Raw genomic sequence first — 26975 nt, 5'->3', positions numbered from 1 at the left:
AGGAAGTCTGGTCGTCGTCTCGTCGCGCCCGAAGACTGAAAGGTCAGTCGTGGGAGTGCAGCGGCTTGCCCGCGAGGGCCAGGTGGGCCTCGCCCAGCGCCTCGTTCTGCGTCGGGTGGGCGTGGATGAGCTGGGCGACCTCGGCCGGCAGCGCCTCCCAGTTGTAGATCAGCTGGGCTTCGCCGACCTGCTCGCCCATGCGGTCGCCGACCATGTGGACGCCGACCACGGCACCGTCCTTGACCTGGACGAGCTTGATCTCGCCCGCGGTCTTGAGGATCTTGCTCTTGCCGTTGCCCGCGAGGTTGTACTTGAGGGCGACGACCTTGTCCGCGCCGTAGATCTCCTTGGCCTTGGCCTCGGTGATGCCCACGGAGGCGACCTCGGGGTGGCAGTACGTCACCCGGGGCACGCCGTCGTAGTCGACAGGGACGGTCTTGAGACCGGCCAGGCGCTCCGCCACCAGCATGCCCTCGGCGAAGCCGACGTGCGCGAGCTGGAGGGTCGGCACCAGGTCGCCCACGGCCGAGACGGTCGGGACGTTGGTCTGCATGTACTCGTCGACCAGGACGTAGCCGCGGTCCATGGCGACGCCCTGCTCCTCGTAACCGAGGCCCTGCGAGACCGGGCCGCGGCCGATGGCGACCAGGAGGACCTCGGCCTCGAAGGTCTTGCCGTCGGCGAGGGTGACACGCACGCCGTTCTCGGTGTACTCGGCCTTCTCGAAGAACGTGCCGAGGTTGAACTTGATGCCGCGCTTGCGGAACGCGCGCTCAAGAAGCTTGGAGCTGTTCTCGTCCTCGGCGGGCACGAGGTGCTTGAGGCCCTCGATGACCGTGACGTCGGTCCCGAAGGACTTCCACGCCGAGGCGAACTCGACGCCGATGACGCCGCCGCCCAGGATGATCGCGGACTGCGGGACGCGGTCCAGGGTCAGCGCGTGGTCCGAGGAGATGACGCGGTTGCCGTCGATCTCCAGGCCCGGCAGCGACTTCGGCACGGAGCCGGTCGCGAGGAGCACGTGGCGGCCCTGGATCCGCTGGCCGTTCACGTCCACGGAGGTGGGGGAGGAGAGCTTGCCCTCGCCCTCGATGTACGTCACCTTGCGGGAGGCGACGAGACCCTGGAGGCCCTTGTAGAGGCCGGAGATCACGTCGTCCTTGTACTTGTGGACGGCCGCCATGTCGATGCCCTCGAAGGTGGCCTTCACGCCGAACTGGTCGGCCTCGCGCGCCTGGTCGGCGATCTCGCCGGCGTGCAGCAGCGCCTTCGTGGGGATGCAGCCGTTGTGCAGGCAGGTGCCGCCGAGCTTGTTCTTCTCGATCAGGGCGACGTCCAGGCCCAGCTGCGCTCCGCGCAGCGCCGCGGCGTAACCGCCGCTACCGCCGCCGAGAATCACTAGGTCGAAAACGGTGCTGGCGTCGTTCGCCACGTCACGTCCTCCATGCATGTGCGCCGTACGCCGGACCCCTTTGCGCGGGGGACGACCGGTCGGTCGGCTGGTATTCGGCCGCTCTTGTTTCGGCCCTGTGGTGGGGGCCCTGTCCTGCCGAGAACCCATCTTCGCACTTGTCGAGGGGAGGCGGGACGCCGGGCCAGGCTGTGAGACGTCGGATCAGCCGTCCACAGCGGTTCTGCCGCGTAGGAATGTACGAATTTCGTTGTGGGCGAAATCGAGCAGGGCTCCGGACGGCGAACGTCCGGAGCCCTGCTCGACGTACCCGGATCAGCCCAGGTCACCCGCGGCGGTGTGCTCGGCGAGCCGGACCAGGGTGCGGACCGCGGAGCCGGTGCCGCCCTTGGGGGTGTAGCCGTAGGGGGCGCCCTCGTGGAAGGCCGGGCCCGCGATGTCGAGATGGGCCCAGGTGATGCCCTCGCCGACGAACTCCTGGAGGAAGAGACCGGCGACGAGGCCGCCGCCCATGCGCTCGCCCATGTTGGCGATGTCGGCGGTGGGGGAGTCCATGCCCTTGCGCAGGTCGGCGGGGAGCGGCATCGGCCAGGAGGGCTCGCCGACCTCCTCGGCGATCTCGTGGACCGACGCACGGAAGGCGTCGTCGTTCGCCATGATGCCGAAGGTGCGGTTGCCGAGCGCCATCATCATGGCGCCGGTCAGCGTCGCCACGTCGACGATCGCGTCGGGCTCCTCCTCGGAGGCCTTGGCGATCGCGTCGGCGAGGACCAGGCGGCCCTCGGCGTCGGTGTTGAGCACCTCGACGGTCTTGCCGCTGTACATCCGCAGGACGTCGCCGGGGCGGGTCGCGGAGCCGGACGGCATGTTCTCGGCGAGCGCCAGCCAGCCGGTGACGTTCACCTCGAGGCCGAGTCGCGCGGCGGCGACGACGGCGGCGAAGACCGCCGCGGCACCGGCCATGTCGCACTTCATGGTCTCGTTGTGACCGGCGGGCTTCAGCGAGATGCCGCCCGAGTCGTACGTGATGCCCTTGCCGACGAAGGCCAGGTGCTTCTTCGCCTTGGAGTGCGTGTACGAGAGCTTCACCAGGCGCGGCGGGGCGTCCGAGCCCGCGCCGACGCCGAGGATGCCGCCGTAGCCGCCCTTGGCGAGCGCCTTCTCGTCGAGCACCTGGACCTTGATGCCGTGCTCCTTGGCGGCCGCGGCGGCGACCGCCGCGAAGGCCTCGGGGTCGAGGTCGTTCGGCGGGGTGTTGACGAGGTCGCGGGCGCGGTTCAGCTCCTCGGCGACGGTGATGGCACGCTCGATCGCGGCCTTGTACGCCTTGTCGCGCGGCTTGCCGCCGAGCAGGGCCACCTCGGCGAGGGGGGCCTTGGCGTCCTTGCCGTTCTTCTTGGCGGACCTGGCGTCGCCCCGGTCCTTGTACGCGACGAAGGAGTACGCGCCGAGCAGCGCGCCCTCGCCGAGGGCGCAGATGTCGTCGGCGTCCTCGACGGGCAGCGCGAACGCGGCCTTCTTGGCGCCGGTCAGGGCGCGCGCGGCGGCACCCGCGGCACGGCGCAGCGCGTCCGTGCCGTACGTCTCGTCCTTCTCCGGGACCTCGCCGAGGCCGACCGCGACGACGACCGGGGCCTTGAAGCCGGCCGGCGCGGGCAGCTTCGTCACCTCGCCCTCGCCGCCCGAGGCGCCGAGGGTCTCCAGGACGGACGCGAGCTTGCCGTCGTACGCCTTGTCGACGGACTCGGCGCCGGGCGCGACGACCAGAGCCCCCTTGGAGCCAGAGCCCTTCGCGACACCGACGACGATCGCGTCGGCACGCAGGCCGGACGCGGCGGCGGTGCTGAGAGTCAGAGCAGTCACGGTGGTGAGGTCCTCTTTCGGTTGGGTTTCGACGGGCTGTGGGGTGGTGAACCCGTCGCGAGCCTACGCCCGTGAGCGCAGCGGTGCGCCTGACTGTGTGTGTTCGATGGGGTGTCGCGTACGCAGGGGTTTCGGCCGACCTGGGGGTCAGCCGAGCGCGAGCACCACCAGGGCGGTGGTCGCGGCGGTCTCCGCGAGGCCGCCGAAGACGTCTCCGGTGACGCCGCCGAACCGTCGTACGCAGTGGCGGAGCAGCAGTTCGGCGGCGCCGAGCGCGAGGACCACGCAAATCACCGCCCGCGCGATGCCGTACGTCCCGAGCAGCGCGCCCGCGCCCGCCGCGGCGCCCGTGACGACCGCCGCGACCAGCAGGGCCCGTCCACGCGGGACGACCCCGGCGACGGCGGCACCGAGGCCTCCGGGGCGGGCCGGGGCACTCCGGTGCGGGCGGCCAGGGTGAGGGCGAGGCGGGCGGCGGCGGCCGAGACGACGGCGGCGACGGCCCCTTCGGTCCAGGACCTCTCGTACAGCCGGCAGAGCGCGGCGACTTGGGCGAGGAGGACGAAGAGCAGGGTGAGGACGCCGAAGGGGCCGATGTCGGACTGCTTCATGATGCGCAGCGCGTCTGCGGCGGGCTTGGCGCTGCCGAGGCCGTCGGCGGTGTCCGCGAGGCCGTCGAGGTGCAGGCCGCGGGTGAGGGCGGCGGGGGTGGCGGCGGTCGTCACGGCGGCGAGCAGCGGCCCGGCGCCGAGCAGGGTCAGCGCGCCGCCGACACCTGCCGCGCACAGGCCGACCACCAGGCCGGCGAGGGGAGCGCACTGCATGCCCGCGCGGGCGGCCGCGCGGTCCCAGCGGGTGACCCTGACGGGGAGCGCGGTGAGGGTGCCGAAGGCGAAACGTATGCCGTCGGACAGGGGGGTTCTTGGCACCGGCGAAGGCTACCCCGGCACGGCCCCCCGCCCTGCGGATCACCCCTCGGGGACAGAGGATGGGCGCATGAACGACTGGCGGGCCGCATGAGCGACTGGTGGTACCGGAACGTCGTCGAGCCGGGGAAGCTGCCGCTGCTGCTCGCGCTGCTGTCCTTCGTGGGGTCCTTTCTGGTGACCCGGACGGTCACGCGGCTCATCCGGGCCGGCAAGGGTCCCTTCCGGAACATCCGTTCGGGAGGCGTGCACGTCCACCACGTCGTGCCGGGCATCTTCCTCATGCTGGTCGGCGGGTTCTGGGCGGTGGCCACCGGGCGGCACGGCGCCGGGCCGCTGTACGCCGCCGTCCTCTTCGGGATCGGCGCCGGGCTCGTGCTCGACGAGTTCGCGCTGATCCTGCATCTCGACGACGTCTACTGGACCGAGCAGGGCCGCAAGAGCGTGGAGGTCGTGATGCTCACGGCCGCCCTGGTGGTCCTGGTGCTCACCGGCTTCACTCCGTTCGGGGTCAACGACCTGACGACCGTCGAGCGGCAGAACCGCGCCCTGTTCGCGCTGAACATCGGCGTCAACTGCGCCTTCGCCCTGATCGCGCTCTTCAAGGGCAAGCTGCGCATGGCCCTGATCGGCATGGTGATCCCGTTCGTCGCGCTGATCGGCGCGGTCCGGCTCGCCCGGCCGGGATCGGCGTGGGCGCGGCGCTTCTACCGCAACCGCCACCGGGCACGCGCGCGTGCGGGCCTGCGGGCCTTCCACCACGACCGCCGCTGGGCGGCGCCCCGCCGCAGACTCCAGGACTGGATCGGCGGCTTCTCGCCCGACCCGAGGCCGCTTCCGGGACCGGACGACCCGGAACGCCCGCCACCGCCACGGTGACGCCGGACGGTGACCGCGCAGAGCACCAGCACGGCCGCGATCGCCGCCAGGTGCTCCTTGCCCGCGAGGTTGTTCTTGACGACGACCTCGACGACCATCAGGGCGGTCACCAGGGCCGCCGTGAGGTACGCCCGGTGCCGCCAGCACACGTACACCGCGAGGCCCACGACGGCGGCGGACGGGCCCGTGTCGACGACCCGCGCGTCGGAGGCGGGGAGCCCGATGGGGTTGCCGGGGCCCAGCGCGATGCCCACGCGCGCGTAGAGCGTGCCGGCGAGCGTGGCCGCGTACCCGATGACGAGTGCGCGCCACCACCCGAGGCAGATCTCGGCGATCCCGAAGACGAGCAGGATCTGCGCGAGCGCGCCCCACACGGGCAGGTCCAGCGCGGGCACGAAGAGGGAGAGCGGGGTGCGCAGCAGCGCGAGCCACAGGGGGTCCTCGGCGCGCACGGAGCCGATGTTCTGGACGAACCGGTAACCCCAGGGCTGGTTCTGCGTGTACTGGAAGAGGGCGGTGAGGCAGACCGCCGCCACCGTCATGGGCGCGGCACGCCACCGGCGGGCGGCGAGCCCGTCGCGCACGGCGGAGAACAGCGGCCTCCATTCGGCGCGGGCGCGGCGGGCCAGGGCGCTCATCGTCTCGACTCCAGGTGTTTGCGGTGCAGCAGCTTCGGCAGGCCCGGCGCTTCGAGGAAGCCCTCCGCGCGGGCGGCGGCGATGCCGATGCGCGGCAGATCCCCGCTCTTCTCGAAGAGGAGGAAGCGCGGTTCCCAGATCGGCCGGTACTTCGCGTTGGCGCGGTACAGGGATTCGATCTGCCACCACCGGGAGAAGAAGCCGAGCAGCGACCGCCACAGGCGCAGGACCGGCCCCGCACCGAGCCGCGAGCCACGTTCGAAGACAGAGCGGAACATCGCGAAGTTGAGCGAGACGTGAGTGATCTGGATCTCGGGTGCGTGCTGGAGGAGTTCGATGACCATGAACTCCATCAGGCCGTTCTCGGCGTCGCGGTCCCGCCGCATCAGGTCGAGCGAGAGGCCGTGCCGCCCCCACGGCACGAAGGAGAGCACCGCCCGCAGCTCCCCTCCGGCGTCCGTGCACTCCAGCATCACGCACCGCCCGTCCGCCGGGTCGCCGAGCCGCCCGAGGGCCATCGAGAAGCCGCGCTCGGTGGCGCCGTCACGCCAGTCGTCGGCGCGGCGCAGGAGCTCCGCCGTCTCGTCGGGCGGGATGTCCTCGTGACGGCGGATACGGACGGTGTAGCCGGCGCGCTTGACGCGGTTGTACGCCTGGCGGACGGTGCGCATGGCCCGCCCCTCCAGCGTGAAGGCCTCCTTGGTGGCTCCGCCTCGGGCGGCGGTCTCCACGATGGCTTCGTCGCCGAGCTCCAGGGCGTCCAGGCCGTGCCGGGCGTAGATCGTGCCCGCCTCCTCGCTCGCGCCCATCACGGCGGGGATCCAGCCGTGCTCGCGGGCCTCGGCGAGCCACGGCTCGATCGCCCCCGGCCAGGCCTCCGGGTCGCCGATGGGGTCGCCGGAGGCCAGGGAGACGCCGCTGACGACGCGGTACGCGACCGCCGCCTTGCCGGTCGGCGACCATACGACGCTCTTCTCGCGGCGCAGCGCGAAGTAGCCGAGCGAGTCACGCTCGCCGTGCCGGGCGAGCAGGGCGCGCAGCTGCACCTCGTCCTCCTCGGTGAGCGGGTCGACGGCCCTGCGGGAGCGGAACGCCGCATACAGGACGGCGCAGAGCAGCAGCGCGCTCAGGACGTTGATGGAGACGTTGACCCAGCCGGGCGTGGTGATGCCCTCGAAGCGCCGGTCGTCGGCGGCCAGCGAGACCAGGCGCATGGTGCCGTAGCGCCAGCGGTCGAGGAAGGTCGAACGGCCGCCGTCCTGGGCGCGGTTGGTGACGGTGACGAGCAGCGCGGCGATCAGCGAGGTCACGAGGAGACCGCCGACCGCGACGGCCGACGCCAGCTTCGGGTTGGACCGGTCGCCCTTGGCGTAGAACTCGCGGCGCCCGACGACCAACGCGGCGACGAAGGCGGCGGTCAGGGCGAGGGAGATCCAGTTCTGCGCGTACCGCCGGATCTCGGGGAAGCACATGGCGAAGGCGAAGAGCAGCAGGAAGAGCCCGCTGAGCACGAGGTTGAGGATCCATGCGGCGCGCTTGCGGCGCCGCATGGTGATCGCCAGGAACATCGTGAACGCCCCGGACGCGAAGCCCGCGGTCAGCAGGTACGGGGTGAAGTAGTTCTCCGTGTTGTGCTGCCGCAGATCCTGCCCGAGGGAGACCCAGACCGCGCTGAGGAAGTTGACGAACGTGACGGCGCGGAGATACCAGACGGTGAAACCCGCGGCGCGGCGCTGTGCGACAGTGCGTGGTTTCTGTCGCGCGGCGAGGATCTGCTCATCTCCCATGAAAAGGGATCATATGGGCAAGATCGGCGCGACCGACCCACGCCCTCGGGGGCTTACTCGCGGGCTCCGCCGCGGACTCGGCCTGGGCCTCCGGCCCGGTTCCGCCTCCGTCCCCGCTCCGGGAGTTCCGCCGACGGGGCCGCGGCGGCTTGGGCCAGTGAGCGGCAGGGCCGGCAGGGCTCCGGTGCCTGCGCCGATCTTCCGCGCCCTCGGGGGCTTACTCGACGGAGTCCGCCGCGGCCTCGGCTCCCGGTTCCGGGGCGGTGCCCAGCTCCGGTAGCTCTGGCGACGGGGCCGGGGCGGCTTGGGGCAGCGGCAGGGCCGGCAGGGGGCTTACTCGGCGGGCTCCGCTTCCGCTCCGGGCTCCGCGGCGGGGGCCCGCTCCGGGAGCTCCGCCGACAGGGCCGCGGCGGCCTGGAGCAGCGGCAGGGCCAGTAGGCCCCCGGCGCCCTCGCCGATCTTCACCCCGTGGTTGAGGAGGGGCTCCAGGGCCATCCGGTCCAGCGCCTTGGCCTGCGCCGGTTCGCCGCTGTCGTGGCCCGCGAGCCACCAGTCCGGTGCCCGGAAGGCGACCCGCTGGGCCACCAGCGCCGCCGCCGCCGCGACCACGCCGTCGAGGATGACCGGCGTACGCCGCACCGCGCACTGCAGCAGGAAACCGGTCATCGCGGCCAGGTCGGCGCCGCCCACCGCCGCGAGCAGCTCCAGCTGGTCGCCGAGGACGGGCCGGGCCCGCCGCAGGGCGTCCCGCACCGCCGCGCACTTACGCATCCACGCCAGGTCGTCGATGGCCTCGCCGCCCCGCCCGGTCACCACGGACGCGTCGGTGCCGCAGAGCGCGGCGATCAGCGTCGCGGCGGGCGTCGTACCGCCGACGCTCACATCGCCGAGCACGATCACGTCGGTACCGGAGTCCGCCTCCTCGTCGGCGACCGCCATGCCGGCGCGCACCGCCCGCTCGGCCTCCTCGGCGCTCAGCGCGTCCTCGATGTCGATACGCCCCGAACCGCGCCGCACCCGGTGTCCGGCGACCTCGGCGGGCAGCTCGGCCGGGTCGCAGTCGAGCGCCATGTCGACGACCCGTACGGGTACGTCGAGGCGGCGCGCGAGCACGGCCACCGGGCTCTCCCCGGCAAGCACGGAACGCACGAGAGCGGCGGCGCCGCCCGCGGGCCGCGCGGAGACCCCCAGTTCGGCGACCCCGTGGTCACCCGCGAACAGCACCACGCGCGGCCGCTCGACCGGCCGGACCGGCACCGCGGACTGGGCCGCCGACAGCCACTCGCCCAGCTCGTCGAGGCGGCCCAGGGACCCGGACGGCAGGATCTGCCGCTCCCTGCGCTCCTCGGCGTCGCGGCGCACCCCGCCGTCGGGCCGCTCGATCAGGTCGGTGAAGTCGTCGAGATTCAGCGAGCTCATTCGCCGAACAGTACCGGCAGCCCGGGCGCCGGTGTTCGAACGCCCTGAGGTCCGCCCCAAGGGCCGCCCCAAGGGCCGCGCACCGCACGGCGGGAGCCCTCCGGACGGTTACGGCATGTGCGCCATTGGGCACATAACGTCATTGCCGGACCTAACCCACCAAAGCCGCCCACTTCAGGAGTACGACCATGGACGTCGCCCAGCAGGCCGCCGAACGACGCTCCGCCTACCTCGCCGCCCTCGCCCAGGGCACGGAGCGGTTCCACGAGCCCCGCCGCCCCGACTGCCCCTGGTGCGGCTCCCCGCGGCTGCGGCTCCGGCTGCGCACCACCGACCTGGTCCAGCACAAGCCGGGCACCTTCCGGCTCGACCAGTGCGTGACCTGCGGCCACTGCTTCCAGAATCCCCGCCTCACCCCCGAAGGCCTGGCCTTCTACCACCGCGACCTCTGCCACCGGGAGGTCCTCGGCGGCTTCGGCGGCTTCGGCGGCTTCGGCGGACTGGGCGGCTTCGGCGGACTGGGCGGCCTCGGCGGCAAGGCACTCGGCAGGCTCCTCGGTGCCAGACCCACCGACCGGCGCCACCTGGCCCGCGCCCGCGCCCTGCGCGAGTTCGACGAACCCGAGTGCTGGCTGGACGTCGGCACCGGCCGGGCACTGTTCCCGGCCCTGGCCAAGCAGGTCCTCCCGTACACGTCCTTCGACGGGCTCGGTCCCGGCAAGGGCATCGAGATGGCCGTGCGTCGCGGCCGGGTCGAGGAGGGCCACCGCGGCACCCTCACCGGGCTCGCGGACCGCCTCGCCGGCCGGTACGACGCCCTGAGCCTCTTCCACCAGCTGGAACGCAGCCCCGACCCCCGCGCGGAGCTGCGGGCCGCGCGAACCGTCCTGCGCCCCGGCGGCCACCTGATGATCGAGGCCCCCGACCCCGGCTGCCGCTACGCCGCGCTGCTCGGCCAGTGGTGGCCGTCGTACTCCCAGCCCCGGCATCTGCACCTCGTGCCGCTCGCCAACCTCCGCGCGGAGCTGGCGGAACTCGGCTTCACGGTCGTCCGCGCCGAGCGCCGCGCCTCGCACGTGCCCGCCGACCTGAGCGGGGCGCTCACGCTCCTCCTCGACCGCTGCCTGCCCCGGGCGGACGTCCCCTGGCGCGCCAGGCCCGCGCCCCCCGTCGGCCTCACGATCCGCCGCGCCGCGTGGTGGGCCGCCGTGCCGGTGCTGACCCTCGCCCGCGCCCTCGACCGGCTCCTGGCCCCGCTGCTCACCCGTGCCGGCTTCTCCAACACCTACCGGGTCATCGCACGCAGGGGCGAGGGCACCTGAAGCGATGTCCAGGGCGCGGGTCAGCCGCGCAACGGCAGCGCCTGCCCCGCCACGACGAGCAGCACGTGCTCGCACTCGGCGGCGAACGCCGCGTTCAGGCGGCCCAGTTCGTCGCGGTAGCGGCGGCCCGACGCGGTCGCGGGGACGATGCCGGAACCGACCTCGTTCGAGACGGCGACCACCGTGCGGCGGGTGGCGCGCACCGCGTCCGCGAGTTCGGTGACGCGTCCCCGCAGCCGTCGCTCGCCGCCGCCCGCCCACTCGGCGTCGTCCCACGCGTTCACCTCGTCCATGACGTGGGTCAGCCACAGCGACAGGCAGTCGATGAGCAGCGGCGGCCCGTCGTCCGTGAGCAGCGGCACCAGGTCGCAGGTCTCCGCGGTCCGCCACGAGCCGGGACGCCGCTCGCGGTGCAGGCTCACCCGGTCCGCCCACTCGGCGTCGCCGTTCCTGGTCCCGCCCGTCGCGACGTACAGCACCTCGGGGAAGGCCTCCAGGCGCCGCTCGGCCTCCACCGACTTGCCCGAGCGGGCGCCGCCGAGGACGAGGGTGCGGCGCGGCACGTCCGGCACGTCCTCGTAGGCGCCGACGACCAGCGTCGTCCCGTCCGGCACGGCCCGCGCGCCCGCCGCCGCGAGCCGGCGCGTCAACTCCCCGCCCGGCGGCGCCTCGTGGCCGATGTGGACGGCGATGACGTCGGTGGTGGGCCCGACGGCACCGGCCGCGCGCAGCCGGGCGAGCCCGTCGGGGCGCCCGAGGACATCGGCGAGGACCATCTCGTACGCGGGGCGCCCGCCGTCCGCCCCGGCGAAGCCGAGTCCGAAGCCGTTGCCGTTGCCGTCGGCGAGTCCCGCGGGGGCGCCGCCCGGCGGCAGGTACAGCAGCCGTTCGCCGTCCGGCCCCGTCACTTCGTACCCCGAGCCGGGCGCGTCCAGCGCCACCGCGCGCACCCGGTGGCCGGTCAGCAGCGCCAGCTCCCGCCCGTCGGCGACGCGCCCGGGCTGCGGGAGCCCGGCCGGGACCTCCACGGCGGGCCCGTCGTGCGGATGGGAGAGCAGGACCTGGCGCACACCGCCGAGCGAGTGCCCCGCGCGGGCCGCCGCGAAGGCCGCGCCGGGCGTGAGGTCGAGCAGCAGGACGCCGTCCACGAGGAGCGCGGTGGCCGCGCGCGCCGCCTCGCCGAGGGCGGTCGCGCAGGCCGCGCAGGGGCAGCCGGGGAGGGGCAGCCCTTCGGGGGCGCCGGTGCCGAGCAGAGTCAGTTCCACACGAAGATCCTCCCGCGTCGGGTCCGGCGCCGCGCGCCCGGCTAGGCTTCAAGCGGATTCAGGCGGCTCCCCAGCCGCTACGGGACCCTCGGGAGGCTGACGATGGCAGCATGGACGTGGCGGTTCGAGAAGGCGGACGGGACGGAGGTCGAGCCCGCGCTGACCCCGGAGGAGTTCACCACCCAGGGCGACGCCGAGTCCTGGGTCGGTGAGTACTGGAAGGAACTGGCCGAGGGCGGCGCCGACCAGGTCTCCCTCTTCGAGGACGCGAACAAGATCTACGGCCCGATGAGCCTGCACGCGCAGGACCCGGCGTAGCGGAACGGGCGGACATGGACATGCGAGAGGCGGCGGCCGGAATTCCGGCCGCCGCCTCTCGCCATGGACAAGTCCGGTGCGCGGGCGGGCGCTGGCCCGCCCACTCCCGCAGCAGTTTCTCCCGCTCCGCCGCCGGATCTCCTACGTCGAGTTCCCGGCCGCCCCGGAAACCAGGTCCCGCTAGTCCCGCACCCCGCACAGATGCAGCAACGCGGCGACCCGCCGGTAGGGGTCCGTGCGCCCCGCCCGCTCCTCGGCGGCCAGCAGCGCCTCCAGCTCCCCCTCCGGAGGAAGCGGCGCACCGTCGGGGACGGTGTCCGTGAAGACCCGCACGCCGTACCAGACCTGGAGCGGCGCCGCGATCCCCGCCAGCGTCGCCGACAGTGCGTCGAGCCGGTCGGCCCGCACGTCGAGGCCCAGCCGGTTGCGGTACGTGACGGAGTCGAAGGCGGCGAAGGCGCCGCTCCAGTCCCCGCCGAGCCCCGGCCGCATGGCCAGCGCGTCCGCGTTCCGCACGAGGAGCGAGAGCAGCCCACCGGGGGCCAGCATCCGGGCCAGCCCCGCGAGCAGGGCGTCGGGCTCCTCCACGTACATCAGTACGCCGTGGCAGAGCACCACGTCGAAGCTGCCCGGCAGGAAGTGCACCCCGGTCTGGTGGCCGTCGCCCTCGACGATCCGTACCCGCCCCTGGATGCCTTCCGGCTCCCCGGCGAGCGCCTCACGCGCGGCGGCGATCATCGTGGGGTCCTGCTCGATCCCGGTCACCTTGTGCCCGGCGCGGGCCAGCCGCAGCGCCTGGGTGCCCTGGCCCATGCCGACGTCGAGCACCCGCAGCCGCTGCCCCACGGGGAAGCGCGCCACTATCTGCTCGTCGAGCTGCCGGGCCACCAGCTCCTGACGCACGGCGTTGCGCAGTCCGCCCAGCTTCTCCAGCCAGGCCCTGGCCCCGCCGGTGAATCCGCTCAGGGCCGCTCTCCGCGCTTGACCTGCGGCTTCGGCAGCCTCAGCCGGCGCATCTGAAGCGTACGCATCAGGGCGTAGGCGACGGCACCCTTCTTGCTCTCGTTCGGGAAGCGCTCGGCGAGGCGCTTCTTCAGGCGGAACGCGGTGGCGACGGAGTCCAGGACGATCAGCACGATCACGATGAGCCAGAGCAGCAGCGCGATGTTCTGCAACTGCGGCACGCGGACCATGCTCAGGACGAGGATGATCACGGCGAGCGGCAGGAAGAACTCGGCGATGCAGAAGCGCGAGTCCACGAAGTCGCGCGCGAACTTGCGCACCGGACCCTTGTCACGGGCGGGCAGATACCGCTCGTCACCGCTGGCCAGCGCCTCGCGCTGCTTCGCCATCTGCGCGCGGCGCTCGTCACGCTGCCGCTTCGCCGCCTCCTTGCGCGTGGTCGGCGTATTGGTCACGCTGCGGCGCTGCGACTGTGCCAGGGCGCGCTTGGGGGTGGGGCGGCCCTTGGGGGCCTGCGGGTGACGGGGCTGCTTGGAGTCGGTCACCGGCGCCTGCGCGGCCGGGGCCTTCTCTTCCTTGGATCGGCTACGGAACACAAAATCCAAGGGTACGTGGTGCGGGGGCGTGGGCCGCAGCCCGACGGGGAACGATCCGGCAACGCCGAGCGTCTTGATTTACGTGCCTAAGGGGACGTAGCAGGCGGTATCCAGCCGACTCGGGGACGACTCGGGGTCGGTTGACGGGGGGCCACCTACTCCTTACGCCGGATCAGGGCCGCACGCAGTCGTCCTTGGGGATGAGCGCATCCGCACGCGAACAGTGCGGTAATGGATGCAGGGCCCGTACTGTGGGTTCTGAGCAGTACCTGGAGCTGGAAGTCCGTCAGAAGGGGGCGCGCGAAGCCCATGAGCGGTGTCATGAAGCGTATGGGGATGATCTTCCGCGCGAAGGCGAACAAGGCCCTTGACCGGGCCGAGGACCCGCGCGAAACCCTCGATTACTCGTACCAGAAACAGCTGGAGCTGTTGCAGAAGGTGCGCCGCGGCGTCGCCGACGTGGCAACCTCCCGCAAGCGGCTCGAACTACAGCTCGCCCAGCTCAACAAGCAGTCCTCCACCCTTGAGGACCAGGGCCGCAAGGCCCTCGCCCTCGGCCGTGAGGACCTGGCCCGCGAAGCCCTCTCCCGCCGGGCCGCGCTCCAGCAGCAGGTGACGGACCTGGAGACGCAGCACCAGACGCTTCAGGGCGAGGAGGAGAAGCTCACCCTCGCGGCGCAGCGCCTCCAGGCCAAGGTCGACGCCTTCCGCACGAAGAAGGAGACGATCAAGGCCACGTACACCGCGGCGCAGGCGCAGACCCGCATCGGCGAGGCCTTCTCCGGCATCTCCGAGGAGATGGGCGACGTCGGCATGGCGATCCAGCGCGCCGAGGACAAGACCGCGCAGCTCCAGGCGCGGGCCGGCGCGATCGACGAACTGCTCGCCTCCGGTGCCCTCGACGACTCCTCCGGCCTCGCCAAGGACGACATCCAGTCCGAGCTGGATCGCCTCTCCGGTGGTACTGATGTAGAGCTGGAACTCCAGCGCATGAAGGCGGAGCTCGCGGGCGGCTCCAGCAGCGGCCAGCAGGCGATCGAAGGCGGCCAGGGCCAGCCCCAGACGCAGCAGCAGCCGCAGGACACCCCGCGCTTCGACAAGCAGTAGCTGACGTCCGAGGAGGGCGACATGATCGTACGGATCATGGGGGAGGGCCAGGTGAAGCTGGCCGACAGCCACTTCGCCGAACTCAACAAGCTCGACGACGAACTGCTCGGCGAGATCGAGAGCGGCGACACCGCCGGGTTCCGCCGCACGCTCCACGCGCTCCTGGACAAGGTCCGCGAGCTCGGCGAGCCCCTCCCCGACGACGCCCTCGAACCCTCCGAACTGATCCTCCCCGCCCCGGACGCGAGCCTGGACGACGTCCGAGACATGCTCTCGGACGACGGCCTGATCCCCGGCTGACGCCTCAAGTCGTACGCGGGGACGCCCTGAAAGGGGCGCGGGAACTGCGCGCCCCACCACATCACACCCGCGGAAAACGACGAAGCCGGACGAAGCGCGCCTTCAGGGGCGCGGGGAACTGCGCGCTCAGCCACCTCGTACCCGCGGAAAACGACGAAGCCGGACGAAGCGCGCCTTCAGGGGCGCGGGGAACTGCGCGCTCAGCCACCTCGTACCCGCGGAAAACGACGAAGGCCGGACGAAGCGCGCCTTCAGGGGCGCGGGGAACTGCGCGCTCAGCCACCTCGCACCCGCAGAAGCCCGCAAAGGCCCGCAAAGGCCTCACCGCGGCCCGAGGCCCGCCAAGGGCCGAGCCCCACAAACCGCTCAGGCCCCCGCCAAGGCCCCGTACCGTTTGACCGTGACCACTCTCGTCCGAGGCCGCGGCTGGGCCCGAACACACCCGCTGGCGGTCGACGCGGCGCTCGCCTCCGTCGTCCTCGTCTGCATGGTCGTCGGCTCTTTCGCCGAGCCCTACGGGGAGCAAGGCCCCACCTGGGGCACCCGCACCCCCCACCTGTCGAGCCTGCTCCTGATGGCCCTCGGCGCCCTCGCGCTGGTCTTCAGGCGCCGCGCCCCCTGGACGGTGCTCGCCGCCACCTGCGCCGCCTCCATCACGGAGCTGCTGACCGGCGAACCCCGCGCGCCCGTCGTGATGTGCGCGGTCATCGCGCTCTTCACCGTGGCCGCCACCACCGACCGCTCCACGACCTGGCGGATCGGCCTGGTCACCATGACAGGCCTCACCGGCGTCGCGATGCTCTCGGGACCGCTGCCCTGGTACGCCCAGGAAAACCTCGGCATCTTCGCCTGGACCGGCATGGCCGCCGCCGCGGGCGACGCGGTGCGCAGCCGCCGCGCCTTCGTGGACGCCATAAGGGAGCGCGCCGAGCGGGCGGAACGCACCCGTGAGGAGGAGGCCAGGCGCCGCGTCGCCGAGGAGCGGCTGCGCATCGCCCGCGACCTGCACGACGTGGTCGCCCACCACATCGCCCTGGTCAACGTACAGGCGGGCGTCGCCGCGCACGTCATGGACAAGCGGCCCGACCAGGCGAAGGAAGCGCTCGCGCACGTCCGCGACGCCAGCCGCTCGGCGCTGGGCGAACTCCGTGCCACCGTTGGCCTGTTGCGGCAGACCGGTGACCCCGAGGCGCCCACCGAGCCGGCCCCGGGCTGCACCGCCTCGACGAGCTCGTCGAGACGTTCCGCAACGCCGGTCTGCCCGTCGAGGTCGCCCTCGGCCAGGTCGGCCTCGACCTGCCGGCGGCCGTCGACCTCGCCGCGTTCAGGATCATCCAGGAGGCCCTGACCAACGTACAGAAGCACGCCGGGCGCGACGCCAAGGCCGAGGTCAGCGTCGTCCGCGTGGGCCCGAACGTCGAGGTCACCGTCATCGACGACGGCCCGGGCCCCGGCAAGGCCGGCGACGGCACGCGGGAGCCGAACACCGATGGCGGCGGCCACGGCCTGCTCGGCATGCGCGAGCGCGTCACGGCTCTCGGCGGCAGCTGCACGGCCGCACCCCGCTACGGCGGCGGCTTCCGCGTCCATGCGATCCTGCCCCTCACCACGGCAAAGGGAGGGACCGCGTGACGATCCGCGTACTGCTCGCCGACGACCAGGCGTTGCTGCGCAGCGCGTTCAAGGTGCTCGTCGACTCCGAGCCCGACATGGAGGTGGTCGGCGAGGCGTCCGACGGCGCTCAGGCGGTGCGGCTCGCCAAGTCGGAGCGGGCCGACGTGGTCCTGATGGACATCCGCATGCCCGGCACGGACGGTCTGGCCGCCACCCGGCAGATCAGCGCGGACCCGGCCCTGGCCCACGTACGCGTGGTGATGCTGACGACCTTCGAGGTCGACGAGTACGTGGTGCAGTCGCTGCGCGCGGGCGCCTCCGGGTTCCTCGGCAAGGGCGCGGAGCCCGACGAACTGCTCGGCGCCATCCGCATCGCGGCGGCGGGTGAGGCGCTGCTCTCCCCGGTGGCCACCAAGGGGCTGATCGCCAAGTTCCTCGCGCAGGGCGACGGTTCGGACGGCGAGGCGTCGGTGCGCGGCGAGCGCCTGGACGCGCTCACCACCCGCGAGCGCGAGGTCCTCGTCCAGGTCGCCGGCGGCCTCTCGAACGACGAGATCGCCGAGCGCCTCGAAGTCAGCCCGCTCACCGTGAAGACCCACGTGAACCGCGCGATGGCGAAGCTCGGCGCCCGCGACCGCGCCCAACTGGTCGTCATCGCGTACGAATCGGGCCTGGTACGCCCACGGGTGGAGTGACACGGGGGTTCGCGTACGCACCCCCGAAGCCCCGCCGCGGTAAGGGGCGCCCGCAACAGCGGACGCCCCTTACGCGCGGCTCAGGCCAGGACTACGGCTCAGGCCAGGACTACGGCAGCGCCAGCATCCGCTCCAGCGCCAGCTTCGCGAACTGCTCGGTCTCCCGGTCGACCTCGATCTGGTTGACGAGGTTGCCCTCCGCCAGCGACTCCAGCGTCCACACCAGGTGCGGCAGGTCGATGCGGTTCATGGTCGAGCAGAAGCAGACCGTCTTGTCGAGGAAGACGATCTCCTTGTCCTCCGCGGCGAAACGGTTCGCCAGGCGGCGTACGAGGTTCAGCTCGGTGCCGATGGCCCACTTGGACCCGGCGGGCGCGGCCTCCAGGGTCTTGATGATGTGCTCGGTGGAGCCCACGTAGTCGGCGGCGGCCACGACCTCGTGCTTGCACTCCGGGTGCACCAGGACGTTCACGCCCGGTATCCGCGCGCGCACGTCCTCGACCGACTCCAGCGAGAAGCGCCCGTGCACCGAGCAGTGCCCGCGCCACAGGATCATCTTCGCGTCGCGCAGCTGCTCGAATGTGAGGCCGCCGTTCGGCTTGTGCGGGTTGTAGACGACGCAGTCGTCGAGCGAGAAGCCCATGTCGCGCACGGCGGTGTTGCGGCCCAGGTGCTGGTCGGGCAGGAAGAGCACCTTGGTCGCACCGGGGCCGCCCTGGTCGTACGCCCACTCCAGCGCGCGCTTGGCGTTCGACGACGTACAGATCGTGCCGCCGTGCTTGCCGGTGAACGCCTTGATGTCCGCCGAGGAGTTCATGTACGAGACGGGCACGACCTGCTCGGCGATGCCGGCCTCGGTCAGCACGTCCCAGCACTCGGCGACCTGCTCGGCGGTGGCCATGTCGGCCATCGAGCAGCCCGCGGCCAGGTCGGGGAGCACGACCTTCTGGTCGTCCGTCGTCAGGATGTCCGCGGACTCGGCCATGAAGTGCACACCGCAGAAGACGATGTACTCGGCGTCCGGCCGGGCGGCGGCGTCGCGTGCCAGCTTGAAGGAGTCACCCGTCACATCCGCGAACTGGATGACCTCGTCGCGCTGGTAGTGGTGGCCGAGGACGAAGACCTTGTCGCCGAGCTTCTCCTTGGCGGCCCGGGCGCGCTCCACCAGGTCCGGGTCGGAGGGGGACGGCAGGTCGCCGGGGCACTCGACGCCGCGCTCGCTCCTGGGGTCGGCCTCGCGGCCGAGCAGCAGCAGGGCGAGCGGTGTGGGCTGGACATCGAGGTCCACGAGGTCCCCCGGGGACTGGGCGGTGGTCACGACGACACCTACCCTTTCTCTTCTGCAGACGAGTTTTCGTCTAATTGACGCTATCTATCATAACCGGTTCACGTCAGTTTGACGATGGCCATAGTGTCGATGTGACGCATTCGCCGTTCCATGGCCCGCGCCCCAGGGCCCGGTGCTCCTGGGAGAACCATGTGCGAGCATGAAGGGGCAAGATGTTAAGACCTAAGACGTAAGCGCTCGGCCCGGAATGAATCCGCGGCCCCGCCGGTTGCAACCGTCGGCAAGCAGTCTCCGTACAACCCGGGAGAGAAGCAGATGTCCGTATCGGACGAGACCACCACCGTGAGCGACGGCATCCTCCTGTCGGACGCCGCCGCGGCCAAGGTGAAGGGCCTGCTGGAGCAGGAAGGCCGGGACGACCTGGCCCTGCGCGTCGCCGTCCAGCCCGGCGGCTGCTCGGGCCTGCGCTACCAGCTGTTCTTCGACGAGCGCTCGCTCGACGGCGACGTCGTCAAGGACTTCGATGGCGTGAAGGTCGTCACCGACCGGATGAGCGCTCCCTACCTGGGCGGCGCCTCCATCGACTTCGTCGACACCATCGAGAAGCAGGGCTTCACGATCGACAACCCGAACGCCACCGGCTCCTGCGCCTGCGGCGACTCCTTCAGCTGAGCCCGTAGGGACACCTGGAGGGACAGACGTACGAAGGCGGCGGTCTCCTGAGCTTCAGGGGGCCGCCGCCTTCGTACGTCTGTACGCCTGTACGTTCGTCTTCTCCGCGTTACTTCCGCCGTACCGTCTCGCCCGCGGCGTCCACGACCTTGCGCTCGCCCAGGGGCTTGTCCAGGGTGACGGTCTCCGAGAGCTCCTTGGCGACCATGATGCAGACCTGGCCCTTCTGCTTGGTCTCCGTGACCGTGACGGTCACGCGGTCGCCGTCCTCGCTCGCGGACGCCGCGTACTCGGCGCAGACGCTGCCCCAGAAGTGCAGGGTCAACGACGTTTTGTCGGCGCTGTAGGACTCGATGCGCGCCGAACGCTTGTCACCCGGCTCACCCGGCCCGCCCGGCCCCTCGGTGGGCGCCGGGGTGCCGGGAGCGCTGGGCGACCTCAGGTACTCGGGCGCGACCGCCGGATGCGTCACCGTGAAGGTGTCCCGCGCGCCCTGCGGCTTCACCTCGAACAGCCAGGACGGCACCAGCGTCTGCTTGCCGTCCACGTGGTGCGTCGCGAGCCCGAAGGTGGCGCCGCTGACCGCCACCGGCCGCGGCTTCGCGGGTGCGGACGAGGGCTCGCACGGCGCTTGTTTCGCGCCGCCGCCCTCCGTCTTCGTGCTGTCGTCGGCGTGCGGCACGGGAGTCGCGCAGCCGCCGATGCCGACGCGTCCGTCCCCGGCGGTCGAGTTCAGCCGGTCCAGGGTCTCCCGGGCGCCGATCACGGGGTACCGGGCCCCCTTGTCGGGCGTCTTCAACTGGCCGCTGCCGCCCACCACTTGGCCGTCCGAGCCGACCTGGATGCCGGTCGACCAGCCGTAGGTCGGCAGGCCGTCCACCTTGGGGTCGGCGTTCACCACCCGCACGGCGCCCATCAGCTGGCGGGCGTCGAGCTTCGCGTCGTCCTGGCCGAGCGCCTTGAGGACCGGCGCCGCGGCGGCCTTGGCGGCCTTCTCCCCGACCGCGTCGCCCAGCTCGCCGTTCGGCGCGGTGGAGGTGCTCGAACAGGGCTTGCCCTTGGGGCAGTTGTCCGTGCCGCCCATGCCGTGCCGGGCAAATGTCCAGGTGCCGGGCGCCTGCTTGTTCACCTGGAGCGAGGGGCCCGAACCGTCCTTGCCCTGCTCCACCCGCCAGACGCCGTCCCGCACCGTCGGCGTGCCGGAGAGGCCGAGCGCCTCGGCCAGCGCGCTCACCTCGCCACGGGTGACCTCGCCGCGCGCGTGATAGACGGACGCCGCCTTCGGCCCCTCGGGCAGCTCGCCGGTCGCCCTGTACGTGACGCCGTTCGGGTCGGGCTCACCGGGCGCGATGCCGGCGCTGCCGTCACCGCTGCCTTCGCTCCTGCCGCCGTCGCCCGTATAGCCGTCCAGCGCGAGGGGCGGCGGGGAGCCGCCGTCTCCCGCCGGGGCGCCGCCGTTGCCCTGGCCGCCGCCACCGCCGGACGCGGTCGCCGCGAAGTACGCGCCACCACCGCCGACCAACAGCACGGTGGCCGCGACCGAGGCGACGGCGAGGCGGGCACGCCTTCGCCGCGGCTCGGCCGTCTCATGGACGGATCGCTCGGTGCTCACCGCATCGCTCCTTCGACTGCACTGCCGTCCCTGGAAACCCATGGGCGGGCTTCGTCGTATCCCAACACCCCCTTCACGGGGGACAGCGATGGGACGCAGCGGGGGAGCGCACGGTTCCCCTGGCGCGCGCCGAGGCCCCGGGGCCGGTCTCCCTCAGTCGCCGTACTCGGACATCTCGTCGAGGAGCCGCGCGGAGGCGGGCGGCACGGTGACGCCGTGGATCAGCGACGGCGGCACCGGGGCCCCGGCGGCCCTGGTGGGCGCCACCCAGTGCGGAGCCATGCGGGCGCAGTCGCCGCGCAGCGTCTCCATGCTCTCCGGGGTCTCCGCGGGGAGCCTGTGCGCACGCTTCATGACGACATCCTTCGGGATAACGGTCATAACGGAACCGTAAGCATTCGGGCGCCTCGGAAAAAGCCCTACTATCGGGTAGTTTTGCCTCTTCAGCGCGGGTCTCCGGACCCGGTAGCGTGAACTGTCAACCTGTCTCTCCTCTCCAGGAGCACCCAGCCGTGCGTATCGCAGTCACCGGCTCCATCGCCACCGACCACCTGATGACCTTCCCCGGCCGCTTCGCCGACCAGCTGGTCGCCGATCAGCTGCACACGGTCTCCCTCTCCTTCCTGGTCGACGCACTCGACGTCCGCCGGGGAGGCGTGGCCGCCAACATCACCTTCGGCATGGGGCAGCTCGGTATCCACCCGATCCTGGTCGGCGCCGCGGGCTCCGACTTCGACGAGTACCGTGCCTGGCTCGACCGGCACGGGGTGGACACCGCCTCGGTCCGGATCTCCGAGACACTGCACACCGCGCGCTTCGTCTGCACCACCGACGCCGACCACAACCAGATCGGCTCCTTCTACACGGGCGCGATGAGTGAGGCCCGCCTCATCGAGCTGAAGACGGTCGCCGACCGCGTGGGCGGTCTGGACCTCGTCCTGATCGGCGCCGACGACCCCGAGGCGATGCTCCGGCACACCGAGGAGTGCCGCACTCGCGAGATCCCCTTCGCCGCGGACTTCTCCCAGCAGATCGCCCGCATGGGGGGCGACGAGATCCGCACCCTCCTCGACGGCGCCACGTACCTCTTCTCCAACGAGTACGAGAAGGGGCTCATCGAGTCCAAGACCGGCTGGACCGACGCCGAGATCCTCTCCCGCGTCGGCCACCGCGTGACGACCCTCGGCGCGAACGGCGTGCGCATCGAGTCCGTCGGCCAGGACCCGATCGAGGTCGGCGTCCCCGAGGAGGAAGCCAAGGTCGAGCCGACCGGCGTGGGCGACGCGTTCCGCGCGGGCTTCCTGTCCGGCCTCGCCTGGGGCGTCTCCCACGAGCGCGCCGCGCAGGTGGGCTGCATGCTCGCCACCCTGGTCATCGAGACCGTCGGCACACAGGAGTACGAGCTGCGCCGCAGCGACTTCATGGACCGCTTCACCAAGGCGTACGGCCACGAGGCCGCCATCGAGGTCCGCTCGCACCTCGCCTGATCACGAGAGCCGGCGGACCACATACGCACTGCCCCGGTCCGCCGGCCGCTCACCCACGTACTCCTGCCCGCGCATCTCGCACCACGCCGGGATGTCGAGCCGCGCCGCCTCGTCGTCGGCGAGCACGGTCACCGTCCCGCCGACCGGGACGTCCCCGATGACCTTGGCGAGCTCGATGACGGGCAGCGGGCACCGCTTGCCGAGCGCGTCGACGACGAGCGACGCGCCTTCCGTACGCCGCTCCGCCGCGACCGGGGCGCCCAGCTTCTCCCGGACCGCGCCGACGGCACCCGGCAGCACGTCGAGGAACCGCTCCACCTCCGCGGCCTCGGTGCCGGCGGGCAGCGAGACCCGGACGTTGCCCTCGCTCAGCACGCCCATCGCCCTGAGCACATGGCTCGGGGTCAGCGTCGAGCTGGTGCACGACGACCCGGACGAGACGGAGAACCCCGCCCGGTCCAGCTCGTGCAGCAGGGTCTCCCCGTCGACATAGAGACAGGAGAAGGTGACGAGGTGCGGCAGCCGCCGCACCGGATCGCCCACCACCTCCACGTCCGGCACCAGCGCGGGCACCCGCGCCCTGATCCGCTCCGTCAGCTCCCGCAGCCGCGCCCCCTCCGCGGCGGCCTCGGCCCGCACCGCCCGCAGCGAGGCGGCCGCCGCCACGACCGCCGGGATGTTCTCGAACCCGGCGGCGCGCCCCGACTCCCGCTCGTCGGCGGGACCTTGAGCGGCGAAGCGCACCCCCTTGCGTACGACGAGAAGCCCGACGCCCGCCGGTCCGCCCCATTTATGGGCGCTGCCGGTCAGCAGCGACCAGCCCCCGTCGACCGGCCCCCAGGGCAGCGACTGCGCCGCGTCCACCAGGAGCGGCACCCCCGCCGCCCGGCAGGCCGCCGCCACCTCGGTCACCGGCTGCTCGGTGCCCACCTCGTGGTTGGCGGACTGCAGGCAGGCCAGCGCGGTGTCCTCGCGCAGCGCGGCGGCGTACGCCTGCGGGTCGACCGCCCCGCCCCGGTCCACCGGCACCTCGGTGACCTCCCCGCCCGCGGCCTCGTGCGCCGCGGCCGAATGGAGCACCGACGAGTGTTCGACCGCCGACACGATCAGGTGACCTCCGGCGCGCCGTCGCCCCGCCAGCGCGCCCGCGATCCCGGAGTGCACGGCGCGCGTACCGGACGAGGTGAAGACCAGCTCGTCGACCCGGCACCCCACGGCCTCGGCGGCGGCCTCCCGCGCCGCGTCGAGCAGCATCCGGGCCCGCCGCCCCTCGCGGTAGAGCCGCGCAGGATCGGCCCACCCTTCATCGAGCGAGGCGAGCAGGGCCTGCCGGGCGACGGGATGAAGGGGAGCGGAGGAGGCAGCATCGAAGTAGGACACAGGTCAACGCTAAGCGCCCCGTAGGGGCGCGGGGAACTGCGCCACCAGCCCCTACCGGACCCGCACCCGCGGACCCACGGATTCCGCCGAGCTCCTGGGCGCCCCGACCCCCCGTCAGAAAGCGCCGAGGGGCGCCCACCCCACCCTTCGGAGTGACCCGCGGCGCGTTAGGCACCCTCCCCGCGCGACCCCAAAATGCGTCCAGTAGGGTTTGGTCCGCATAAACATCCAAACCCCTGCCCGACGCAGGGCGGCGACCGACCAGCGTGAAGGCCGCAGCCGAACGCGCGGGCGAGACTCTCGGGAAGGCGCTACGTGAGTCCCAACGGCTCCGACCGCTCGTCGCGGCGCCCGATGCGGCGGAAGCTGCCGCAGGTGCTGACTGCGGGCCTGATCCTGGCGACCGCCACCGGTTGCACATACAAGGATTTCCCCCGCCTTGGAATGCCCACCCCGGTAACGGAAGAGGCTCCGCGGATTCTCTCCCTCTGGCAGGGCTCGTGGGCGGCAGCGCTCGCCACGGGCGTGCTGGTCTGGGGTCTGATCCTGTGGAGCGTCATCTTCCACCGGCGCAGCCGCACCAAGGTGGAAGTCCCTGTTCAGACCCGTTACAACATGCCCATCGAGGCGCTGTACACGGTCGTCCCCCTCATCATCGTCTCGGTGCTCTTCTACTTCACGGCACGTGACGAGTCGAAGCTCCTGGAGCTCGAAGACAAGCCCGCCCACACGATCAACGTGGTCGGCTATCAGTGGAGCTGGGGCTTCAACTACGTCGAGAACGTCCCGGGCTCCGGCAAGGACAACGCCAGGACGTCCAAGGACCTGGAAGCCATCCCGGACAAGTTCCGCGACGACTTCCCGGCGAAGGCCAACGGCGTCTACGACGTCGGCGTGCCCGGCGACCGGAACCCCCAGAACGGCAACCCGGGCCCGACCCTTTGGCTCCCCAAGGGCGAGAAGGTCCGCTTCGTCCTGACTTCGCGTGACGTCATCCACTCCTTCTGGGTGGTGCCGTTCCTCATGAAGCAGGACGTCATTCCGGGCCACACCAACGCCTTCGAGGTGACTCCCAACAAGGAGGGCACCTTCATGGGCAAGTGCGCCGAGCTCTGCGGCGTCGACCACTCCCGGATGCTCTTCAACGTCAAGGTCGTCTCTCCCGAGCGCTACAAGCAGCACCTCGAGGACCTCGCGAAGAAGAACCAGAAGGGTTACATCCCGGCCGGCATCGAGCAGACGCCCCACGAGAAGAACCGGGAGACGAACAACCTGTGAGCATCCTCAACGAACCCCAGGGTGCCGCGGCAGCACCAACGGACTCGTACGAGAACGAGCTGCCGGTCCGGCGCAAGCAGCCGGGAAACATCGTCGTCAAGTGGCTGACCACCACTGACCACAAGACGATCGGCACGCTCTATCTGGTCACGTCGTTCGCGTTCTTCTGCATCGGCGGTGTGATGGCGCTCTTCATGCGCGCCGAACTCGCCCGTCCCGGCACGCAGATCATGTCGAACGAGCAGTTCAACCAGGCGTTCACGATGCACGGCACGGTCATGCTGCTGATGTTCGCGACGCCGCTGTTCGCCGGTTTCGCGAACTGGATCATGCCGCTCCAGATCGGCGCGCCCGACGTCGCGTTCCCGCGGCTGAACATGTTCGCCTACTGGCTCTACCTGTTCGGCTCGCTCATCGCGGTCGGCGGTTTCCTCACGCCGAACGGCGCGGCCGACTTCGGCTGGTTCGCTTACGCGCCGCTGTCGGACGCCGTGCACTCGCCGGGTATCGGCGGCGACATGTGGATCATGGGTCTGGCCTTCTCCGGCTTCGGCACGATCCTCGGCTCGGTCAACTTCATCACCACGATCATCTGCATGCGCGCTCCGGGCATGACCATGTTCCGCATGCCGATCTTCGTGTGGAACGTGCTGCTGACGGCCGTCCTCGTGCTGCTGGCCTTCCCGGTCCTGGCCGCCGCGCTGTTCGCCCTGGAGGCGGACCGCAAGTTCGGTGCCCACATCTTCGACGCGTCCAACGGCGGCGCACTGCTGTGGCAACACCTCTTCTGGTTCTTCGGCCACCCAGAGGTGTACATCATCGCGCTGCCGTTCTTCGGCATCATCTCCGAGGTCATCCCGGTCTTCTCCCGCAAGCCGATGTTCGGCTACATGGGCCTGATCGGCGCGACCATCGCCATCGCGGGTCTGTCGGTGACGGTGTGGGCGCACCACATGTACGTCACGGGCGGCGTGCTCCTGCCGTTCTTCTCCTTCATGACGTTCCTCATCGCCGTACCGACAGGCGTGAAGTTCTTCAACTGGATCGGCACGATGTGGAAGGGGTCCTTGAGTTTCGAGACCCCGATGCTCTGGGCGGTCGGCTTCCTGATCACCTTCACCTTCGGTGGTCTGACGGGCGTCATCCTGGCCTCGCCGCCGATGGACTTCCACGTCTCGGACTCGTACTTCGTGGTGGCGCACTTCCACTACGTGGTCTTCGGCACCGTCGTCTTCGCGATGTTCTCCGGCTTCCACTTCTGGTGGCCGAAGTTCACCGGCAAGATGCTGGACGAGCGCCTTGGCAAGATCACCTTCTGGACGCTGTTCGTGGGCTTCCACGGCACGTTCCTGGTCCAGCACTGGCTGGGCGCCGAGGGCATGCCGCGTCGTTACGCGGACTACCTCCACGCCGACGGCTTCACCGCGCTGAACACGATCTCGACCATCAGCTCGTTCCTGCTCGGCCTGTCGATCCTGCCGTTCTTCTACAACATCTGGAAGACGGCCAAGTACGGCAAGAAGATCGAGGTCGACGACCCGTGGGGCTACGGCCGTTCGCTGGAGTGGGCGACGTCCTGCCCGCCGCCGCGGCACAACTTCCTCACGCTGCCGCGCATCCGCAGTGAATCGCCGGCCTTCGACCTGCACCACCCGGACATCGCCGCCCTCGGCCAGCTCGAAAACGACGGGCAGAAGGACACCGCGCTGTTCGGCGGCGACAAGGAGGCCGCGAAGTGAAGATCCAGGGCAAGATGTTCATCTGGCTGAGCGTCTTCGTCCTCGCCATGGCGATCGTCTATGGCGTGTGGTCGAGGAGCCGGCCGGTACCACGGCGCTCTTCCTGGCCTTCGGCCTGTGCATCATGATCGGCTACTACCTGGCCTTCACGGCCCGGCGGGTCGACGCCTCCGCACAGGACGACAAGGAGGCCGACGTCGCGGACGAAGCCGGCGAGGTGGGCTTCTTCAGCCCGCACAGCTGGCAGCCGCTCTCGCTGGCCGTCGGTGGCGCGCTCGCCTTCATGAGCATCGCCATCGGCTGGTGGCTGCTGTACTTCTCCGCCCCCCTGCTGCTGATCGGTCTGTGGGGCTGGGTCTTCGAGTACTACCGCGGCGAGAACCAGACCCAGTGAGTCTGTAGTTCGCATCCGCACC

The 26975-nt window shown here is 71.5% G+C and carries 21 protein-coding genes and 4 pseudogenes; 12 read left to right on the top strand and 13 right to left on the bottom strand.

Going from position 1 to position 26975, the window contains the following annotated elements; translation table 11 throughout:
- Window positions 1-43 precede the first annotated feature (43 nt).
- From lpdA to ACOBQB_RS20000, 3 genes and pseudogenes are all read right to left on the bottom strand, one after another.
- On the bottom strand, window positions 44-1432 hold the full coding sequence (gene lpdA / locus ACOBQB_RS20010) for a dihydrolipoyl dehydrogenase (protein WP_423593524.1): 1389 nt from the start codon (window positions 1430-1432) through the stop codon (window positions 44-46).
- A gap of 294 nt (window positions 1433-1726) precedes the next feature.
- On the bottom strand, window positions 1727-3274 hold the full coding sequence (locus ACOBQB_RS20005; protein ID WP_423593523.1) for a leucyl aminopeptidase: 1548 nt from the start codon (window positions 3272-3274) through the stop codon (window positions 1727-1729).
- Between the two features lie 147 nt (window positions 3275-3421).
- Window positions 3422-4203 (bottom strand): annotated as a pseudogene (locus ACOBQB_RS20000) (adenosylcobinamide-GDP ribazoletransferase).
- Window positions 4204-4290: 87 nt separating this feature from the next.
- On the opposite strand from ACOBQB_RS20000, the gene ACOBQB_RS19995 reads away from it, so the two are divergent.
- On the top strand, window positions 4291-5079 hold the full coding sequence (locus tag ACOBQB_RS19995) for a hypothetical protein (RefSeq protein ID WP_423593521.1): 789 nt from the start codon (window positions 4291-4293) through the stop codon (window positions 5077-5079).
- Here ACOBQB_RS19995 and ACOBQB_RS19990 read toward each other — a convergent pair.
- The 3 genes and pseudogenes from ACOBQB_RS19990 to cobT form a co-directional block, all read right to left on the bottom strand.
- Window positions 4998-5717 (bottom strand): annotated as a pseudogene (locus ACOBQB_RS19990) (hypothetical protein); the annotation flags it as partial. The gene ACOBQB_RS19995 and the pseudogene ACOBQB_RS19990 overlap by 82 nt on opposite strands.
- Window positions 5714-7504 carry a phosphatidylglycerol lysyltransferase domain-containing protein gene (locus tag ACOBQB_RS19985; RefSeq protein ID WP_423593520.1) on the bottom strand — a complete coding sequence of 597 codons (1791 nt, stop codon included), beginning with the start codon at window positions 7502-7504 and terminating at the stop codon, window positions 5714-5716. The gene ACOBQB_RS19985 and the pseudogene ACOBQB_RS19990, both read right to left, overlap by 4 nt.
- Before the next feature lie 333 nt (window positions 7505-7837).
- On the bottom strand, window positions 7838-8923 hold the full coding sequence (gene cobT, locus ACOBQB_RS19980) for a nicotinate-nucleotide--dimethylbenzimidazole phosphoribosyltransferase (protein ID WP_423593518.1): 1086 nt from the start codon (window positions 8921-8923) through the stop codon (window positions 7838-7840).
- 188 nt (window positions 8924-9111) lie between these two features.
- On the opposite strand from cobT, the gene ACOBQB_RS19975 reads away from it, so the two are divergent.
- Entirely contained in the window at window positions 9112-10245 is a 1134-nt protein-coding gene (locus tag ACOBQB_RS19975; RefSeq protein WP_423593516.1) for a class I SAM-dependent methyltransferase, read from the top strand.
- A gap of 20 nt (window positions 10246-10265) precedes the next feature.
- Here the strand turns inward: ACOBQB_RS19975 and ACOBQB_RS19970 are convergent, their stop codons facing one another.
- On the bottom strand, window positions 10266-11510 hold the full coding sequence (locus ACOBQB_RS19970) for a bifunctional adenosylcobinamide kinase/adenosylcobinamide-phosphate guanylyltransferase (protein WP_423593514.1): 1245 nt from the start codon (window positions 11508-11510) through the stop codon (window positions 10266-10268).
- Window positions 11511-11612: 102 nt separating this feature from the next.
- On the opposite strand from ACOBQB_RS19970, the gene ACOBQB_RS19965 reads away from it, so the two are divergent.
- Window positions 11613-11828: a hypothetical protein gene (locus tag ACOBQB_RS19965; RefSeq protein WP_423593513.1), complete on the top strand. Its 216-nt coding sequence runs from the start codon at window positions 11613-11615 to the stop codon at window positions 11826-11828.
- A 180-nt stretch (window positions 11829-12008) separates the two neighbouring features.
- Here the strand turns inward: ACOBQB_RS19965 and ACOBQB_RS19960 are convergent, their stop codons facing one another.
- Window positions 12009-12716 carry a class I SAM-dependent methyltransferase gene (locus ACOBQB_RS19960; protein WP_423598603.1) on the bottom strand — a complete coding sequence of 236 codons (708 nt, stop codon included), beginning with the start codon at window positions 12714-12716 and terminating at the stop codon, window positions 12009-12011.
- A 74-nt stretch (window positions 12717-12790) separates the two neighbouring features.
- Window positions 12791-13426, bottom strand: coding sequence for a DUF3043 domain-containing protein (locus tag ACOBQB_RS19955; protein ID WP_423598601.1), 636 nt, complete (start codon window positions 13424-13426; stop codon window positions 12791-12793).
- A gap of 270 nt (window positions 13427-13696) precedes the next feature.
- Between ACOBQB_RS19955 and ACOBQB_RS19950 the strand changes: the two genes are divergently transcribed.
- The 4 genes and pseudogenes from ACOBQB_RS19950 (at window position 13697) to ACOBQB_RS19935 (ending at window position 17103) form a co-directional block, all read left to right on the top strand.
- Window positions 13697-14494 carry a PspA/IM30 family protein gene (locus tag ACOBQB_RS19950; RefSeq protein ID WP_423593511.1) on the top strand — a complete coding sequence of 266 codons (798 nt, stop codon included), beginning with the start codon at window positions 13697-13699 and terminating at the stop codon, window positions 14492-14494.
- A 21-nt stretch (window positions 14495-14515) separates the two neighbouring features.
- The gene (gene pspAA, locus ACOBQB_RS19945) at window positions 14516-14794 is read left to right on the top strand and encodes a PspA-associated protein PspAA (protein ID WP_423593509.1); all 279 of its coding nucleotides are present in this window, start codon (window positions 14516-14518) and stop codon (window positions 14792-14794) included.
- Between the two features lie 400 nt (window positions 14795-15194).
- Window positions 15195-16426: pseudogene (locus tag ACOBQB_RS19940) on the top strand (sensor histidine kinase).
- Window positions 16423-17103 carry a response regulator gene (locus ACOBQB_RS19935; RefSeq protein ID WP_423593507.1) on the top strand — a complete coding sequence of 227 codons (681 nt, stop codon included), beginning with the start codon at window positions 16423-16425 and terminating at the stop codon, window positions 17101-17103. Before ACOBQB_RS19940 ends, ACOBQB_RS19935 begins: the two are co-directional and overlap by 4 nt.
- Window positions 17104-17212: 109 nt before the next feature.
- On the opposite strand, the gene nadA is transcribed toward ACOBQB_RS19935, so the two are convergent.
- Entirely contained in the window at window positions 17213-18421 is a 1209-nt protein-coding gene (nadA, locus tag ACOBQB_RS19930) for a quinolinate synthase NadA (protein WP_423593505.1), read from the bottom strand.
- Between the two features lie 285 nt (window positions 18422-18706).
- Between nadA and ACOBQB_RS19925 the strand changes: the two genes are divergently transcribed.
- Entirely contained in the window at window positions 18707-19063 is a 357-nt protein-coding gene (locus tag ACOBQB_RS19925; protein ID WP_030933606.1) for a HesB/IscA family protein, read from the top strand.
- Between the two features lie 109 nt (window positions 19064-19172).
- On the opposite strand, the gene ACOBQB_RS19920 is transcribed toward ACOBQB_RS19925, so the two are convergent.
- Together ACOBQB_RS19920 and ACOBQB_RS19915 are read right to left on the bottom strand one after the other, a co-directional pair.
- On the bottom strand, window positions 19173-20675 hold the full coding sequence (locus ACOBQB_RS19920) for a hypothetical protein (RefSeq protein ID WP_423593502.1): 1503 nt from the start codon (window positions 20673-20675) through the stop codon (window positions 19173-19175).
- Between the two features lie 153 nt (window positions 20676-20828).
- Window positions 20829-21029, bottom strand: a complete 201-nt coding sequence (locus tag ACOBQB_RS19915) for a hypothetical protein (protein WP_423593500.1) — start codon at window positions 21027-21029, stop codon at window positions 20829-20831.
- A 158-nt stretch (window positions 21030-21187) separates the two neighbouring features.
- Between ACOBQB_RS19915 and ACOBQB_RS19910 the strand changes: the two genes are divergently transcribed.
- Window positions 21188-22162, top strand: coding sequence for a carbohydrate kinase family protein (locus ACOBQB_RS19910; protein WP_423593498.1), 975 nt, complete (start codon window positions 21188-21190; stop codon window positions 22160-22162).
- Here ACOBQB_RS19910 and ACOBQB_RS19905 read toward each other — a convergent pair whose 3' ends face one another.
- Window positions 22163-23542, bottom strand: coding sequence for a cysteine desulfurase/sulfurtransferase TusA family protein (locus ACOBQB_RS19905; protein ID WP_423593496.1), 1380 nt, complete (start codon window positions 23540-23542; stop codon window positions 22163-22165).
- Window positions 23543-23857: 315 nt separating this feature from the next.
- Here ACOBQB_RS19905 and coxB point away from each other — a divergent pair, with 315 nt between their 5' ends.
- The 3 genes and pseudogenes from coxB (at window position 23858) to ACOBQB_RS19890 (ending at window position 26953) form a co-directional block, all read left to right on the top strand.
- The gene (gene coxB, locus ACOBQB_RS19900) at window positions 23858-24820 is read left to right on the top strand and encodes a cytochrome c oxidase subunit II (protein WP_423593495.1); all 963 of its coding nucleotides are present in this window, start codon (window positions 23858-23860) and stop codon (window positions 24818-24820) included.
- Complete coding sequence (ctaD, locus tag ACOBQB_RS19895; RefSeq protein ID WP_423593494.1) at window positions 24817-26559, top strand: cytochrome c oxidase subunit I; 1743 nt, start codon at window positions 24817-24819, stop codon at window positions 26557-26559. The genes coxB and ctaD overlap by 4 nt, the downstream gene beginning before the upstream one ends.
- Window positions 26556-26953, top strand: a pseudogene (locus ACOBQB_RS19890) (cytochrome c oxidase subunit 4). The gene ctaD and the pseudogene ACOBQB_RS19890 overlap by 4 nt, the downstream one beginning before the upstream one ends.
- Window positions 26954-26975 lie beyond the last annotated feature (22 nt).

This window comes from Streptomyces sp. G5(2025), from assembly GCF_049542075.1.
GTDB lineage: Bacteria > Actinomycetota > Actinomycetes > Streptomycetales > Streptomycetaceae > Streptomyces.
The sequence above is the reverse complement of the archived record's forward strand: the minus strand, read 5'-3'. Positions and strand labels throughout refer to the sequence as shown.

Bases quoted from the DNA above. Each gene is read 5' to 3' on its own strand.
- ACOBQB_RS19995 (WP_423593521.1), top strand. From the start codon at position 4,291: ATGAGCGACTGGTGGTACCGGAACGTCGTCGAGCCGGGGAAGCTGCCG.
- ACOBQB_RS19985 (WP_423593520.1), bottom strand. From the start codon at position 7,504: ATGGGAGATGAGCAGATCCTCGCCGCGCGACAGAAACCACGCACTGTC.
- cobT (WP_423593518.1), bottom strand. From the start codon at position 8,923: ATGAGCTCGCTGAATCTCGACGACTTCACCGACCTGATCGAGCGGCCC.
- ACOBQB_RS19975 (WP_423593516.1), top strand. From the start codon at position 9,112: ATGGACGTCGCCCAGCAGGCCGCCGAACGACGCTCCGCCTACCTCGCC.
- ACOBQB_RS19965 (WP_423593513.1), top strand. From the start codon at position 11,613: ATGGCAGCATGGACGTGGCGGTTCGAGAAGGCGGACGGGACGGAGGTC.
- ACOBQB_RS19950 (WP_423593511.1), top strand. From the start codon at position 13,697: ATGAGCGGTGTCATGAAGCGTATGGGGATGATCTTCCGCGCGAAGGCG.
- pspAA (WP_423593509.1), top strand. From the start codon at position 14,516: ATGATCGTACGGATCATGGGGGAGGGCCAGGTGAAGCTGGCCGACAGC.
- ACOBQB_RS19925 (WP_030933606.1), top strand. From the start codon at position 18,707: ATGTCCGTATCGGACGAGACCACCACCGTGAGCGACGGCATCCTCCTG.
- ACOBQB_RS19915 (WP_423593500.1), bottom strand. From the start codon at position 21,029: ATGAAGCGTGCGCACAGGCTCCCCGCGGAGACCCCGGAGAGCATGGAG.